A 14,621-nucleotide genomic window follows, 5' to 3' on the forward strand; every position below is an offset into this window, starting at 1 on the left:
GCTGTCGCGGCCGCCGCCTTCGCCCTGACCCTGTCTCTGCCCACAGCCGCGCACGCGGCTGCACAACCGTCCACCCGTCGTCGCCGGAGCAGGCGGCGGGACGCGCCGGTTCCGGCTCGAGGACCCGCACCTGCTCCTGGCCAACGAGGCCGAAGACGAGGACCGCCTGTCCGGCTGGTCCACCGACGAGGACGCCGACGCGCTCGCCGCTCTGTCCGCGGGCGCGTTCGGGCTGCCCGTCAAGCACCTGTCCGCGCCCGGGACGGCGCCCCTTGCCGTCCATGGTGAGGCACGTGTGATCGACCGGTTCCGGTCGGGAAGGCATTCGCTGTACTCCTGAAGGGTGGTGCAAGCCTTTCCGACCCTCTGTCGCACGTTGGCAGGGAAGGGATTCGCCTGGCCCAAAAGATCAGCGGCGACCCGCGCGGGCGCCGCGTGTCAGAAGTGGAGTCGTCCATGGCACCCGTACCGAACGGCACCTACACGATCACCCGCCCTCGTGAGCAACTGCTCACGCTGCTGGACGGGGCATCGGAACCCAAGACACCCGTTGTCCTGCTGCCGCCCACCGGCAACCCCGGCGAGCAGGAATGGCAGCTGGAGAAACTCAGCAACGGCAACTGCACGATCCGCAATCTCCGCAGCGAAACCTATGTCTCCTACGATGGCGAGCCGGAGACGAACAAGCCGGTCGTCGGATACCCCGAGCCCCGCGAGTGGGCGCTCTACCAGAGCGACCAGCCGCACACCTTCCACGTCGTCGTCCCCGGAGGCCCCGTCGACGGCGTGGAGCTGGCCCTGGACCTCAGCCTGCTGCGGATCTTCCCGCCCCGTATCGCCCTGAGGCCGCTCGACGTCAGCGACCGAAGCCAGGCGTGGACCTTCGAGTTCATGGAGTAGAGGCGTGAACCGGGTGCCCGGGTCGGCAGCCGACCCGGGCACCCAGGGTCGAGCAGCCTCCACCGACAGGCTCATCGACGCCGCCGCCTACGCGCGGTTGATCAGCTGACGCTGGCTCCCTCTGCGGCGCCGGCCTCCCGGCGCCTGATGAACCGGCAGCTGACCGTGCAGGAATCCCGCCATCGGCTCGCCCGCGCGATCTGCCACGGCGGCCGGGGCCAGATCCGCCAGGCGTACCGCGAGGGCCAGGAGGACCAGCTCGCCGCTCTCAGCCTGGTCCTCTCAACGCCGCGGTGCTGTGGAACACCCGCTGCCTGGACGCTGCCGTCGCGCGGCTACGCGCCGAGGGCCACGAGATCAAGGACGAGGACGTCGGCCGCCTCTCCATGCTCAAGGACCGGCACATCAACTTCCTCGGCCGCTACCTGTTCAACATCACCGCCAGCGTCCCTTCCGCGACCCGGACGCGCCCGAGGACGGTGACGAGGAGGAGTAGCCCCGGTCAGTCAAGGGTCACGAGACAGCCTTCAGGTCACTGCGTGCTGCCAGCTGCCCGTGCCGACCACCGAGTTCGCGTGGTCGAGACCAGGAGCATCGAGCGGTCCTGTCAGTGCGGGCCCGTTGTTGAAGCTGAGCTCGATGGTCTGTTTTCCCACCGTGCCTGCGTAGCTGCGGTTGCCGGTCAGGTCGTCTTCTGAGGAGTAGGTAAGGGTTACGTCACTCGTGAAACTCTCCAGGGGAAGGTTGACTGACGCTTGGAAAGAAACCGTTTTCCGTTCAGGACGAACGTGGCCTCGATCCTTCTGGGAATCGGGCAGCGGATTTTTCCGATGGCAGTGGGCATGGAGTTTGAGCACCTCATTCTGCACGTCGGGGGACAGCTACCAGGTGTCTGTCGTGGTAGCTGATTAGCGAAGGTTCGTTATCCGCAGCCCGATGCGGATATTCGTCACGCGAAGGCAGGATCGTTTCATCATGTGGCGATTCAGTCAGATGGGCGCAACTCCTTCGCTCGATTCCGGCATGGTGCGCGGGCGAGGTTCCCAGCCGGATATGTCGACGGCTCGATCACAGATCCGGGGTCCGGAGACTCGCACAAACGGCCTTTGGCGAGCAAGATCAGTCAGGTCCGCATCCAGAGATCGAGGTGAGGGGAGCGTGGCCGGCCGTCTGGATGGCTGCGACAGCCGGATACTGCCGTCTCGGCTTCAGCATGAAGGGGCCGGTGCGAGATGCTCCGGCCTCTTCGTCGTCTGTGCGACGCCATCAGCGACTAAGACGTCGTTTCTTATGGCGTGATCGTTCGTTGAACCGTGCATGACGGACTTGGTTGAGCGGCTGGTGCCGGATGAGTTGTGGGTCCTGTTTCGGCGGGTGGTGCCGCCGACTGAGGTGATACGCCCGCAGGGCGGGGGCCGACGGCGGGCGGGTGACCGCGAGGCGCTGGCGGCAATCATCTTCGTGGCGACGTCGGGCTGCACGTGGCGGCAGCTCCCGCCGGTGTTCGGCCCGAGCTGGCAGACGGTCTACCGACGCTTCGCCCAGTGGAGCAGGGCCCGTGTCTGGGCTCGGCTCCACCGAGTGATCCTCGACGAACTCGGAGCTCGAGGCGATCTGGACTGGTCGCGGTGCGCGATCGACTCGGTCAGTCTCAGGGCTGCAAAAGGGGGCCACTGACAGGACCGAATCCGACCGACCGCGGCAAGCCGGGATCGAAAATCCACCTGATCACCGACCGGAATGGACTGCCGATCTCGCTGGGGATCTCGAGCGCCAACATGCACGACAGTCTCGGCCTTGAACCGCTCGTGCGCGGGATCCCGCCCATCCGGTCCCGCCGCGGCCCACGGCGACGAAGGCCGGCGAAGTTGCACGCCGACAAGGGTTACGACTATCCCCATCTGCGTCGATGGCTACGCAAACGCGGCATCCGCCATCGCATCGCGCGCAAGGGGATCGAGTCCTCAATGCGGCTCGGCCGACACCGCTGGGTCGTTGAGAGAACCGTGTCCTGGCTCGCCGGCTGCCGTCGGCTCCACCGCCGATACGAGCGCAAGGCCGAACACTTCCTCGCCTTTGTTGGCATCGCCGCTGCCCTGATCTGCCACCGCCGCCTCACCAAATGAAACGATGTCTAAAGGCTGTCCCGTAATCCCCGGCGGGCGCACGACGACAGCTACGGCGCCTCGCTGCGTTGTCGGAACGTCCGCATACGCCCAGTATGCGGACGCCCCTCCGCCTTGCGATGCACCGCATCTGACGCCGTGCGCTGATCCGCCAGGGATTACGGGACAGCCCTTAGGCCGCGGTGAGCTTGAAGGTGAACTGGTTGCGGTCGTCTCTCCGACAGGTTCATCAAGAGCGCAGGGGCGGGTGGTTGGCGTAGCAAGCTATCTCTGGTGATCGTCCGCATCGGACGGTCGACGGTGCGTCAACGTTCGGATGAATACCGGCATGTCGAATGTGCCTGCTGACCTCAAGTACACCGATGAGCACGAGTGGATTCGAACGGAGGCCGACGGCACGTTGACGGTCGGCATCACCGACTGGGCGCAGGAAGCGCTGGGCGACATCGTTTTCCTGGAGCTGCCCGAGGTAGGCAAGAACGTGTACAGCGGGGACGCTATCGGCGTCGTGGAGTCGGTCAAGACCGCCTCTGACTACTACAGCCCGGTCAGCGGCGAGATCGTCGAGGTCAACGGGGCGGTCGCGGACACCCCCGAGGCCGTGAACAGCGACGCGTATGCGTGCTGGATCTTCAAGATCAAGCTGGCATCCGGAGCCTCGACCCACAAGCTCATCGACGCCGCCGCCTACGCGCGGCTGATCGGCTGACGCTGGCTCCCTGTGCGGCGCCGGCCTCCCGGTGCCGCACACAAAGTTCGATGAGATCGGTCCCCGGCTGCTTATCAGCCCTCCCACGGTCAGGTTCGGCCCGTCAGCGGAATTCGACGGCGCCGCGGCCCGTACCCGCCCTGGCGGAAACCGGCCCCCCTCGTAGACGCGGGCGTCCCGCTCCCACGGACGGGAAGCGGGACGCCTATAAGCGTGCGGCGGGCGGGCTACGCCCGGGCGAAGCGCCAGGACCCGGAGCCGTTGTCGCGGTTGGCGTAGGCGTTGGTGTAGACACCGTGCAGCCCGGTGGCAGGCGCGGGCGCGCCGCCCATGATTTCCAGCCAGCCCCCGTTGGCCGTGCCGTAGTTGCTCAGGATGTGCACCACGTCCCCGGTGCGGATCGCGCCGTCCTGGGTCGAGGAGGTCTCGGCGAACAGGAACCACTCGCCGCTGTAGCCCTCGCGGTTCTGCTTCCCCGACGCGGAGACGCTGTACTTGCCGGAGTTGTAGCCCGCGCCCCCGCTCACGTCGAGGTAGGACGGGGTGCTGTTGTTGTACTGGCTCACCAGGAAGACGAGGTCTCCCGAGGTCACCGTTGCCCCGTCGGCCTTACCGCTCGCAGAGGCGATCTTCCAGGTGCCGCTGAGGCCCTCGCATGTGGCGGTCGAGGCCGTGTCCACCTCGTAGCCAGGACTGGACGGCCCGGGCCCGTTGACCTCCAGGTAGCCGCCCGTCCAGCTCGCGAAGCCGTTCTGCAGGGTGACCGCGTCCCCGTACTTCAGCTCATTGGCCATAGCTGTCCCCTTGTCCTCCTGCGCAGGCTCATGGTTGGCCCGCACACCGTTCAGGAGGCTATCCAGCAGCGGGGAGGGAACGGCATCAAACGGGTCAAGCTGACTGAAACAGATCACACTGTCGGCGTATATCCACTGAACGTGCCTCATGTGACAGAACGTCTGCTCCTGGGCTGACCTGCGAGATTAGGTTCACAACCCCAGATGCGATCTCTCGGTTTCGTGACAGTGGTGTGAGAGACGGCGAGGGCTTGTGCGTTGGTGCTGGTCGGAGTCTGTTTTCGGGGCAGGTCTCACTGTCATGGATGTGAGAGTTCTCGGCGATTCCACTGTCATGGGGTGGTATCCGTGCAGGTGGCGCACTGACACAAAACCGAGAGATCGCACCCATGACGCCCGCGACCACCCCCGCCGCCCCGGCACCCGCGACCGCCTGGTCCGCACCGCGTCCCGCCTCATGCAGCACGGCGGGTACGAGAGCACCCCGGTGAAGCAGCTGGTCAAGGAGGCAGAAGCCACCCTCGGCTCGCTCTACCACTTCTTCCCCGGCGGCAAGCAGGAGCTCGCGGTCGCCGCCATCGCCTTCGGCGACCAGGAGTTCGCCGCCCTCCTCGCACGCGGCCTCGACTCACGCACCGATCCCGCCGAGGCAGTCGAAGCCGTGGCCGTCCTCCTCGCGGAAGCCCTACGGGACTCCACCTGGCTCGACGGCTGCCCGGTTACGGCCACGGCCCTGGAGTCGGTGGGCCGCATGCCCGACCTCCAGACCGCCTGCGCGGCGGCCTTCGCGAACTGGCGCCTGCTGGTCCAGCAGAAGCTGCTCGCACACGGCCACTCCAAAGACAACGGCCGCGACCTGGCCCTCACCGTCATCAGCACCCTGGAAGGCGCGGAAATGGCCGCCCAGGTCAGCCAGAGCCAAACCCCGTCCTGGTCGCCGGCCGCCACCTCGCCCGCCTGATCTCCGCGTACGCCTGACGGCTCAGCAGCTCAGCCCTGCCTGGGGAACAACGGCAGGTCGACGTGCCGCACCGTGTACGCCCTTCGTCACCGGCGCGTACGGCGCCGGCGCCGTGCACGTCCCCACCTCCGCGTCCCGAGGCTCCTTCTCACCGGCGGGCAATCTGATACCACGCTCTCCGGGCTGGGGGGCTAGACGAGTAAGTCCGAAGTGCTGGTCAGTGGTCGTAGGCGATGAGTGACCTGGTTAACGGTGTTCCGTTGGCCCGGTTGTGCCAGATCGCCGCGGTCAGGGCCAGGATCCGTTGCCCGACGCGGGCCAGGACTCCGGCTGGGGTCCTGGCTCCGTGGCGTTCGAGGTCGAGCTGGCCCTTGAGGGTGTCGTTGACCGACTCGATCAGCTGGCGGACCGGCTTGAGCAGGTGCTCGCCGGGCCGGGGTGTGCGGTTGCGGTAGCTGGGCCGGAGCAGGGTCAGGCCGTGGTCGGTCATGAAGGCGTCGAGGTGCTTGGAGACGTAGCCCTTGTCGCCGATGACGGTCTGCCCGGGGTGTGTGGCCAGCAGATCGGCGTCCTGGGTGAGCATGGCGGCCAGGACTTCCCGCTCGTCCGTTTTCGGGTTGGCCAGGGCCCAGGCGACCGGGAGTCCGCCGGGGGTGCAGAGCAGGTGCAGGCGAAGACCCCAGAAGAACCGCGAGTGCGAGGGGCAGTAGGAGTAGGCGGCCCAGCCGGCCAGGTCGGACCGCTTGACGGTGGGCCGGGACCGGGCGCACTCCACCGGGGTGGAGTCCACGATCCACACGTCGTCGTGCCACAGATCGGTGTCCCGGGCCAGGGTTCGGATGAACCGGCCGATCAGTCTGTTCGCGGCCCGCAGGCGCTTGTTGTAGCCGGACTGCCCGGGCAGGTAGGGGAACTCGGCGGCCAGATGGCAGCGAGCGAAACGCAGCCACCTGGCCTCGGAGACGAAGCCGAGCACGGCCTGCATCACCGCAAGCGTCAACAGCTCGGCATCCGTCAGCCTCGGAGGACGGCCCGGCCGCCGCGTGCCTGCCAGAGAGTCATCGATCCTCACGTACAGTGCTGTCGCGAGGGTTTCGAGGTTTGTCGTCACAAGCGAACCAACGAGACCCTCGCTTCATGCGCTCGAAGACTTCGGACTTACTCGTCTAGAGCACGCGAGCGTGCCGGTTCGCCGGCCCGTCGGGTGGGCAGTGACTCGCGACGGGGGCGATCGGTTAGGCGATGACTGACGCCAGTGCCAAACCCCCCGGTGGGCGCCGGGCCGGGCGAGGCTGCCGGACCGGCCGGCCGTGGCCCCGACCCCGGCCGTTCGGCAGGCATCGATCCGTCCGTACGCAAGACGGTCGAGCAGATCCTTCAGGCGGTCCGCGCTGGCGACGACGCGGCCGTCCGCATTGGCTGACCTGGCCGCCGTCGCGGACTCCGCCGCCCTGCTCTACCTCCGCGAGCGGCTGTACGCGACGCTGTGACCTGCGGCCGGTGCGGCGGCGATCACGCCCGGTCGGCCAGCGATGCGGCGCCCAGCAGCTCCTCAGCGGCGCGGGATCGTCTGGCGGTCGGGTTTCCGTTTACCGCCACGGGCGGTCTACCTCCGGCTCGGGACACTGACTGCCAGCCACAGGATCGCCGCGGCCAGGCCCCGGGAAGATGCCTTCGCCGCGCAGTGATGATCAACGGGGCCCTGTCAGCGAGTGTCACGGCGCGCGAGTACAGCCGCGTGCATTGCCCGAGCAGCGTTCACCCGGATGCCATGACCTTCCACCTCTCTGGAAGCGACGGACTGCGCTGGTCGGGTGCGCTGCCTGGTGCCATGGTGGGGATAGCAGCTGTGACCGGGTGCCATCGAGTCCGCGCACGGGGAGGTGTCGGGTATGGCGACCGAGAAGGATGCCGCCCAGGCCAAGACGCCGGGGCAGCGTGTGGCCGACAGCCGGGCCATGGAGGTCGCATCCAGGGTCGGGCTCTGCGCGCGGGGAGTGATCTACGTTCTTGTCGGTCTCCTCGCCGTGCGGATCGGTTTCGGCGGTGAAGGGGGCGGCAAGGAGGCCGACCGGTCTGGTGCTGTGCGGACGATTGCCGAGCAGCCCTACGGTCAGGTGCTGCTGTGGGCGTTGGTGGTGGGGCTGGCGGCGATGGCGTTGTGGCGCCTTTCCGAGGCCGCCTTCGGGCAGGCGACGGAAGGTGGTGACAAGTGGACCCGGCGCCTGGGTTCTTTGGGCCTGGCCGTCTTCTACCTCGTGGTTTGTATCGGCGTGGTGCAGACCGCGCTGGCCGGCGGGTCCGGCGGGACCCGGGGTGGTGACGAGTCGTCGAAGGACTACACCGCGCGAGTGCTGGAATGGCCCTACGGCCGGGTACTCGTTGGCGTGTTCGGGGCCGTGCTGGCCATCGTGGGCGTGGTGATCGTGGTACGCAGCCTGATGCGGAAGTTCGAGAAGAACCTCCGCACGGAACGTATGAGCCAGACGACGCGGCGCATCGTCGCGGCGCTGGGAATCATCGGCGGGGTGGCATGCGGAGTGGTCGCTGTGGCGACCGGTCTGTTCCTTCTCCTGGCCGCGGTGCGCTTCGACGCCGGCGAGGCCAAAGGCCTGGACGAGACGCTGCGATCGTTCGCCGACACGCCCGCAGGTCCCGTGCTGCTGATCGCAGCGGCGGTGGGCCTTCTGCTGTTCGGCCTCTACTCGTTCTGCGAGGCCCGCTGGCGTATTGCTGCTGACCACGAGGCCTCGGCAGAGCAGCCGATCAGACGCGATGCCGGCTGACCGTCCTGTCGCGCCGCCCCTGCCCGTACGCTGCCGCCACCCCGTGCGAGCCGGGCGTTCCGGGTCATCGCGGCCACCTGCGGCAGGAGCCGGTCCGGTGAGTGCGGGTGGTAGTAGGGCGGCAGGGCAGCGTCAGGGAGGTCCCGCTGTACCAGCCTCGGTGCTGGTGAGCTCGCCTATTCAACTGTCGTCAGATCTCTGAGTGGGCGTTTTGCGAGCCTTTGGCGGGCCTTTCGTTGGGCGCTCGGTCATAGCTCCCCTCTACGGATTCGCGCGATCAGAGCGGTGCGGTTGGGTGACCGGGTTAACTGGTGGCCAAGGGGCGGGCAGAGCGGTAGTACTGGTGCCCATGGGACAGACCGCGGCGTTTCCGCTGCTGAGGACGACCGACCTTGATGCGATCTTCTCGCTCGCCGACCGGATTCTGGCACTGTCGGTGCCGGATTCACGGGGTGGCACCGAGGTCTGGGCTGAGGTGTCGAGCCGGGCAGAGGTCAGGCGACTGCTGGGGGCTGTGCCTGAAGCCGAGGTCGGCGAAGCGGCTCGGGAGGACGCGGCGACCCCGGGAGACGGCCCTCTCCCGTTCGGGCCCTGCCTGCTCTTCATGGAGCTCCCCGGCGTAGACCGTGCAAGAAGCGCGGCCCTCGCCGCACTCGGCGTCCATGATCGGCTCGAGGTGTACTGGGACGCCTTCTGCTGGCCGGAGGTACCGGACCTCGGGCTGAAGTGGACCTGGAAGTACGCCCGCCTTCAGGTGAGCCTGCACCACAACGGCACTGACCTCGACAGCCCATGGACGGAAGACCACACGCTCTTCGTCCATGTCGGCGAGGAGGAGCGCGCCGTGTGGGTTGCTGCGCAGGTGGGCGCCGAGATCATCGGTGAACACACGATCTGCTGAGTAGCGCGCCTCCCAGCCCCCCGTCACGCACTCCATCACTGGTGCGGCATCGCGAACAGGCCCGGCTCGGGCTCGATGAGGACGCCGCGGCTGACCAGGCGCTTCAGCTTGGCGCGGGTGCCTTCGGTGTGGCGGGGTTCGGCTCCGAGGTCGAGCGCCCGGCAGACGTCCCTGGCATGCAGACCGTCGTCGGCGTTCTCGAACAGGGTGAGGATCTGGCGGTAGGCCGATGGGAGAGGGCCGGAGGTTCGGTCGTCCTCGCCGGCGAGCTCCAGCAGCGTTTCGCGGGTGATCTGAAGGCGCTCGAGGACCCGCTCTGCCCTGGCCAACTGGTCGGTGAGGTGGGCGATCTGTTCGTGGAGCCGGCCGGCCTCGTCACGGGCCGCGGTTTGCCGGGCCTCGATCTTCTCCAGCAGCTCGCGCATGCGCACTCCCGCTCGTTCCCGGTCTTGTCGGATCGCGCCAGGTCAGTGTGGCCGTGCCGGTGAGTCGGCGGGTCATGATGTCGGTCATCGACCAGTAGATCATCGAGGCCGAACTGGCCGGGAGAGTCTCGTAGTCGCGGCCCAGGCGCCGGTGGAGCATCAAGGTGCCCAGGGTCTGCTCGACCACCCACCACTTTGGCGCCGGCACGAACCCCTTGACCTGCGGATCCCGCTGAACGACCTCGACGTAGATGCCGAGTTTGGCGCCGTGCTCGATGACGGTGTTCTTGAAACCGGCGTCCCCCCATGCCTTGGTCACGGTGGGCGCCCCGGTGGCGGTCTTGTCGAGCAGGGCGGTGCCGATCGCGTTGTCGTGGACGTTTGCGGCGACCACGAGCACCGCGATCAGCAGGCCGAGCGCGTCGGTGGCGATGCCCCGTTTCCGGCCGGGGCTCTTCTTCCCGGGATCCAGGCCGGTCGTGTCTTTGGGTGCGTTGACCGAGGCACGGACGGTCTGGGTGTCCAGCACGACCGCGGTGGGGTCCTCATGCTGGCCCCGGCTCTCGCGGACCTGCCAGCGCAGCAGGTCGTGGATGGTCTGGTCGGTGCCGTCATCACGCCACTTACCGAAGTAGTAGTAGACCGCACTGGGCGGCGGGAGATCGTGCGGCAGGTATCGCCACTGCACGCCGGTGCGGGCTTGGTACAGGATCGCGTTCTCCCATGGAGCCCATGATGGTGCAGGCTGGGAGAGGTAACACACCCGAAACGGAGGCCCGGTTGACGCTGCGCCCCCGGTGGAGCCGGTGCTGGCCCAGGCCGCCCAGGCGATCCCGCCTGCGCGCCCGCTTTCGGCCGAGGTGGCCTTTGAGCAGAAGCTATGTACAGGTATTGGCGTCTGTCCGTTGTCTGGCGTCCGGGGTGGTGTGGCCGCCGGCGGTGAAGATGCGGTCGAGGTGGTGGCGGAGTACGGCGATGGCTGACTCCGGTGTTCGTTGGGCGACGAGGATGCTGGTGCCCATGGTCGCGGTCATGGCGAGCAGGCTGATCGCCTCGGTGCGTGCGTCGGTGCCGGGATCGGCCAGGCCTGCCACTTGGGCTCCTTCGATCAGGCCGGCGAGGGCGTTCTCGGCCGCGTCGGGGTTGTCGATGAAGGGCTGGGCGGCGAGTGCTCCGTCGGTTACGGACAGGATCGAGTAGGAGCTGTACAGGAGGTGGAAGGTCCGGCTCTCCTGGTCGGTCGGCAGGGATGCCAGCAACAGCGCCTCGATCGTCACGCGCGGGCCCGGGTCCGGGCCGGCGGCGGCCAGTCGGGCGCCCACGCGGGCAGTGAAGCGGTCGGTCAGGTGCTGGAGTCCATAGAAGAGCAGCTTCTCTTTGGTCTCGAAGTAGTACTGCACGAGCCGGAGGGATACACCGGCCTCGGCGGCCACGTCGCGCATGCCGACGGCGTGCAGCCCTCGCCGCCCCGCGACTTGGATGAGCGCTTCGGCGATCTGCGTGCGCCGTTCCTCGTGGTCCACGCGCTTTGGCATCAGTGCTGTCTCCGGCCATGGGGGTGGGGTGGGTGCTTCAGGGGCTCACAGTCCGGCTCGGTCCGAACATCTTCATGGTACCGCCGTATCAACAATATGGTACGTTCGTATCACGAAGGACCGATCTTCCTGGAGGTGCCCCGTGCCCGAGAACACGACCCGAGTACGCCGCGACATCGGCCACTACGTGAGCGACGAACTGCGCGACCGGTACTTCGCCACCTGCGACGTCCTCTACGCGAAGGGAGCGCCCGCTCGCTCCGAGACGGACGTCGAGACGAGCTTCGGCACCACCCACGTCTACCGCTACGGCCCCGCCGACCCGGCAGCCGACTCACGCACACCCGTGGTCCTCATACACGGTTCGGGAGGCTGCTCCGCCCAGTGGTATCCCAACACCCTTGCCCTCAGCGCCGAGCGCCCCGTTTACGCTCTCGACACGCCCGGCGACCCCGGCCGGAGCGTCCAACGCGAACCGATGTGGCAGCCCGAGCGCGCGGCGCAGTGGATGGACGAGGCCCTCGATGCGCTGGGCCTCGACAAGGTCCACCTGGTCGGTTCCTCATACGGTGGCTGGCTGGTCATCAACCAGGCCCACCTTCGGCCCGGGCGGCTCGCCTCGGTCACCGCCCTCGACCCGGGCGGTCTGGAGAAGGTCGGCCTGCGCTTCTTCGTGTGGATCTTCGCCAGCCTCTTCGCCACATACGCCCCCAAGGCGTGGCGCCCCCGCCTCGCCAAGTGGCTGGAACAGCCGGTGATCATCGTTCCCGAGCTGCGTACGTGGATCCAGGCTGGCGTGAAGGCCTTCAAGATCCGCCGCCCCGCGCCACTGCCGCTGTCGGACGCGGAACTGGGCTCCATCCGGACGCCGTTCTACCTGATCATGGGCAAGCGCAGCCTGCTCGTACACCCCAAGCGGCAGCTGGAACGCGTACCGCGCCTGATCCCCGGCGCCCGCGCCGAGATCGTCGCAGCCACCGGCCACGGCCCGCAGATCGACCACCCCGACCTGGTCAACGCCCGGATGCTGAGCTTCATGGAGGACATCGACTCTCTCGATCCGGCGGCGGCACGGGGCGCCACGGACGCTTAGCCGCGAGGGCCGCAGACACGGACTGTCCAACAGGGCATAACCGAAGCTGCATGGACACCGGGCGCTGCTGTTTACCGCGGCCGGCCCGGGCGGGCGGGGTGCTGGTGCAGACCCGGCGCGGTTCGCTGGTCCAGGACCGGTTCCCCGATCTCGTTGCGGCCGCCGAGCAGCAGCTGCCGCACGGCCTGGTCCTCGATGGCGAACTGGTCGTCTGGGACGTGGAGGCAGGCCGGTTGTCGTTCGAGGCGTTGCAGCGCCGGGCCGCCACCCGGGCCCGCGGCGCCGCAAGCCTGGCCGCCCGGTGGCCGGCCTACTTCGTCGCGTTCGACGTCCTGCAGCTCGACGGCCAGGAGCTGCTGACGAGCCCGTACAAGGAGCGGCGCGCTCTCCTGGAGCAGCTGTTCACCGACCACGCCCTGACGGCCCCCTGGACGCTGTGCCCGATGACCACAGACCTGGCCAAGGCCCGGGAATGGCTACAGACCTGGACTGACGTCTTCGGTGTCGAGGGCATCGTGGTCAAGCCCCTGACCAGCCGCTACCTCCCCGCATACAGAGGGTGGACCAAGATCAGAAGACGGGACACCACCGAAGCGGTCATCGGCGCCATCACCGGAACCCTGGCACGCCCGCAGCTCCTGAACCTCGGCCGCCACGACCAGACGGGCCGACTGCGCGCGGTCGGCCGCATCGCACCCCTGCGCCCGGACGCCGCCCGGCAGGTCGGCGAGCACCTGGCCGCCGCCGGCCCCGGACACCCGTGGACCGGCGTCCGGTTCGCCGCGTCCTGGGGGTCGCGGGAGGCCCTGGACGCGGTCTTGGTCCACCCCGAGCTGGTGGCGGAGATCAGCGCCGACCGCGCGATCGACCACGGCGGCGTCTTCCGCCACCCGGTGCGCTTCCAACGGCTACGCCTGGACGCGAGCACGGATGACGTCCCGCGGCTCGGGGCGGGGTTGGCCGCGGGCTGAGCCTGCGGGAGGGCGTGCAGTGGCGTTTCGCCGGTGAACCGGGCGCCCCGGGCGGGTGAACTGCCTGCCCGGGGCCTGTCGTCGCGGGGGCGGGGCCGGTAGAACCGGCGTCATGATGATCATGATGCGGGCCGTCGTGACGGCCGCAGCCTTCGCTCTGTCCGCGCCCACCGCGGCGTACGCCACCGAACAGCCCGCGCCGGCGGCCGTACTGCGGGTCCTGCGGATGGGGGCAGCCGTCTCCGCGCTTCCCCTCGCGGTCGAGGACCGGACCGGCTACCAGCGGACCAGCTTCAAGCACTGGAACGCCGGTGACATCCCGGCGGACGGCTGCAACACGAGGGCGGAGGTCCTGCTGACCGAGGCGGTCGAGTACCCGGAGATCGGGCCCGGGCGCACGCTGTCTGGGGGGGGTGGTGGTCGTACTACGACGAGACCGCTGTCACCGAGGCGTCCAAGCTGGACATCGACCACATGGTGCCCCTCGCCGAGGCGTGGGATTCGGGCGCCAGTTCGTGGACGGCGAAGCGGCGGGAGGCTTCCGGTGTTTGCCATCTGGTAGGGCCGTCTGCCAGGTCCCCGAACCGGTTCGCCTGAGGGGATGCCTGGCGCGCGGGCGGGCCGATACGGTGGGGGAACCCGCCAGTCCGTCCCCTGGAGCCTTCGATGAGCGAACAGCCGGCCCTCGCCGACACCCGGCAGCTGCTGGAGCCCGCCGCCGCGGACGCGGTGCGCGCATACGCGGCCAGGACCCGCGCGAACGCCGACCACTACGCCGCCGTCCTCGAGGACATCGCCGCCAACGGCCTGCCCGCAGTGGAGGACTGCACCCCATGGGAGGACCTCCGCGAGGCCCACCTGGCCCGCCTTGCCGCACAGCGCCCGGCCGTCGCCTGATGCCCGCACGCCGCGCCCGCATCGCCTTTACCGACTCCGCCGCCAAGCAGCTGGAGAACATCACCAGCGAGGCGGAGGTCCACGCGCTGGACCGCACGCTGGTGGTCATCTCCGTCGACCCTGAGATCGGCGAGCCTATCCCCGGCGACACCACCGGCCCCCAACTGCGGCAGTACGCCGACGAACTCGAAGCCGTCCGCGTCCTGTACTTCGTCACCGCCCTGCGCACCGTGGTGGTGGTCGCGTACATCGAGGTCTAGGCCGGGCGCACGGCCGTGCTGTAGCCCGGCTTGCAAGGTCCCTGAGCGGGGCCGTCACCGATAGGTGGCGGCCCCGCTTCGCTGCGTCCGGGGCCGGACGCCAGGCGTCCTCCAGGCGGGTGAATTCGGCCCTCGCGTACGCGTAGGCGGCTTGTGCGGTGTGGTCCCAACTCGCCCCAGTGGCTTCGTTGATGTTTAGGAACAGCGTTTGTCGACTGGTTCCGCAGTCAGTTGGTGATCATGCGGTTCGTGAATGTCGAGCA

Annotated in this window: 16 protein-coding genes and 2 pseudogenes; 12 read left to right on the forward strand and 6 right to left on the reverse strand. The window is 68.4% G+C overall.

Going from position 1 to position 14,621, the window contains the following annotated elements:
• Positions 1 to 456 precede the first annotated feature (456 nt).
• Entirely contained in the window at positions 457 to 900 is a 444-nt protein-coding gene (locus AB5J51_RS39360) for a hypothetical protein (RefSeq protein WP_369780031.1), read from the forward strand.
• Between the two features lie 138 nt (positions 901 to 1,038).
• Positions 1,039 to 1,396 (forward strand): annotated as a pseudogene (locus AB5J51_RS39365) (Tn3 family transposase); the annotation flags it as partial.
• Between the two features lie 31 nt (positions 1,397 to 1,427).
• Here the strand turns inward: AB5J51_RS39365 and AB5J51_RS39370 are convergent.
• Positions 1,428 to 1,769, reverse strand: a complete 342-nt coding sequence (locus AB5J51_RS39370; RefSeq protein WP_369780032.1) for a hypothetical protein — start codon at positions 1,767 to 1,769, stop codon at positions 1,428 to 1,430.
• Between the two features lie 448 nt (positions 1,770 to 2,217).
• Between AB5J51_RS39370 and AB5J51_RS39375 the strand changes: the two genes are divergently transcribed.
• A protein-coding gene (locus AB5J51_RS39375; protein ID WP_369780033.1) for an IS5 family transposase occupies positions 2,218 to 3,026 on the forward strand; the annotation gives its coding sequence in 2 pieces (ribosomal slippage) (positions 2,218 to 2,575 and positions 2,575 to 3,026; 810 coding nt in all).
• Positions 3,027 to 3,354: 328 nt separating this feature from the next.
• A complete protein-coding gene (gcvH, locus tag AB5J51_RS39380; RefSeq protein ID WP_369780034.1) occupies positions 3,355 to 3,735 on the forward strand; it encodes a glycine cleavage system protein GcvH in 381 nt (126 codons plus the stop codon).
• Between the two features lie 227 nt (positions 3,736 to 3,962).
• Here the strand turns inward: gcvH and AB5J51_RS39385 are convergent, their stop codons facing one another.
• A complete protein-coding gene (locus tag AB5J51_RS39385) occupies positions 3,963 to 4,529 on the reverse strand; it encodes a hypothetical protein (RefSeq protein WP_369780035.1) in 567 nt (188 codons plus the stop codon).
• 457 nt (positions 4,530 to 4,986) lie between these two features.
• On the opposite strand from AB5J51_RS39385, the gene AB5J51_RS39390 reads away from it, so the two are divergent.
• Positions 4,987 to 5,490: a TetR/AcrR family transcriptional regulator gene (locus AB5J51_RS39390; protein ID WP_369780036.1), complete on the forward strand. Its 504-nt coding sequence runs from the start codon at positions 4,987 to 4,989 to the stop codon at positions 5,488 to 5,490.
• A gap of 217 nt (positions 5,491 to 5,707) precedes the next feature.
• Here AB5J51_RS39390 and AB5J51_RS39395 read toward each other — a convergent pair whose 3' ends face one another.
• Complete coding sequence (locus AB5J51_RS39395; protein ID WP_369780037.1) at positions 5,708 to 6,601, reverse strand: IS982 family transposase; 894 nt, start codon at positions 6,599 to 6,601, stop codon at positions 5,708 to 5,710.
• A gap of 781 nt (positions 6,602 to 7,382) precedes the next feature.
• On the opposite strand from AB5J51_RS39395, the gene AB5J51_RS39400 reads away from it, so the two are divergent.
• A complete protein-coding gene (locus tag AB5J51_RS39400; RefSeq protein WP_369780038.1) occupies positions 7,383 to 8,276 on the forward strand; it encodes a DUF1206 domain-containing protein in 894 nt (297 codons plus the stop codon).
• Between the two features lie 349 nt (positions 8,277 to 8,625).
• On the forward strand, positions 8,626 to 9,177 hold the full coding sequence (locus AB5J51_RS39405; RefSeq protein ID WP_369780039.1) for a hypothetical protein: 552 nt from the start codon (positions 8,626 to 8,628) through the stop codon (positions 9,175 to 9,177).
• A gap of 35 nt (positions 9,178 to 9,212) precedes the next feature.
• Here AB5J51_RS39405 and AB5J51_RS39410 read toward each other — a convergent pair whose 3' ends face one another.
• The 3 genes from AB5J51_RS39410 to AB5J51_RS39420 form a co-directional block, all read right to left on the reverse strand.
• Positions 9,213 to 9,602, reverse strand: coding sequence for a hypothetical protein (locus tag AB5J51_RS39410; protein ID WP_369780040.1), 390 nt, complete (start codon positions 9,600 to 9,602; stop codon positions 9,213 to 9,215).
• Positions 9,553 to 10,365 (reverse strand): IS5 family transposase, encoded by an 813-nt coding sequence (locus AB5J51_RS39415; protein WP_369780041.1) that lies wholly within the window; start codon positions 10,363 to 10,365, stop codon positions 9,553 to 9,555. Before AB5J51_RS39415 ends, AB5J51_RS39410 begins: the two co-directional genes overlap by 50 nt.
• 115 nt (positions 10,366 to 10,480) lie before the next feature.
• On the reverse strand, positions 10,481 to 11,137 hold the full coding sequence (locus AB5J51_RS39420) for a TetR/AcrR family transcriptional regulator (protein WP_369780042.1): 657 nt from the start codon (positions 11,135 to 11,137) through the stop codon (positions 10,481 to 10,483).
• A gap of 142 nt (positions 11,138 to 11,279) precedes the next feature.
• Between AB5J51_RS39420 and AB5J51_RS39425 the strand changes: the two genes are divergently transcribed.
• The 5 genes and pseudogenes from AB5J51_RS39425 (at position 11,280) to AB5J51_RS39445 (ending at position 14,358) form a co-directional block, all read left to right on the forward strand.
• A complete protein-coding gene (locus AB5J51_RS39425; RefSeq protein WP_369780043.1) occupies positions 11,280 to 12,230 on the forward strand; it encodes an alpha/beta fold hydrolase in 951 nt (316 codons plus the stop codon).
• Positions 12,231 to 12,280: 50 nt separating this feature from the next.
• Positions 12,281 to 13,201 (forward strand): ATP-dependent DNA ligase, encoded by a 921-nt coding sequence (locus AB5J51_RS39430; RefSeq protein WP_369780044.1) that lies wholly within the window; start codon positions 12,281 to 12,283, stop codon positions 13,199 to 13,201.
• A 112-nt stretch (positions 13,202 to 13,313) separates the two neighbouring features.
• Positions 13,314 to 13,741 (forward strand): annotated as a pseudogene (locus AB5J51_RS39435) (HNH endonuclease); the annotation flags it as partial.
• A gap of 126 nt (positions 13,742 to 13,867) precedes the next feature.
• Positions 13,868 to 14,098, forward strand: a complete 231-nt coding sequence (locus AB5J51_RS39440) for a hypothetical protein (protein WP_133899430.1) — start codon at positions 13,868 to 13,870, stop codon at positions 14,096 to 14,098.
• Positions 14,098 to 14,358: a hypothetical protein gene (locus tag AB5J51_RS39445; RefSeq protein ID WP_136227402.1), complete on the forward strand. Its 261-nt coding sequence runs from the start codon at positions 14,098 to 14,100 to the stop codon at positions 14,356 to 14,358. Before AB5J51_RS39440 ends, AB5J51_RS39445 begins: the two co-directional genes overlap by 1 nt.
• The last annotated feature ends 263 nt before the right edge of the window (positions 14,359 to 14,621 follow it).

This window comes from Streptomyces sp. R33 (assembly GCF_041200175.1).
Taxonomy (GTDB): domain Bacteria; phylum Actinomycetota; class Actinomycetes; order Streptomycetales; family Streptomycetaceae; genus Streptomyces; species Streptomyces katrae_B.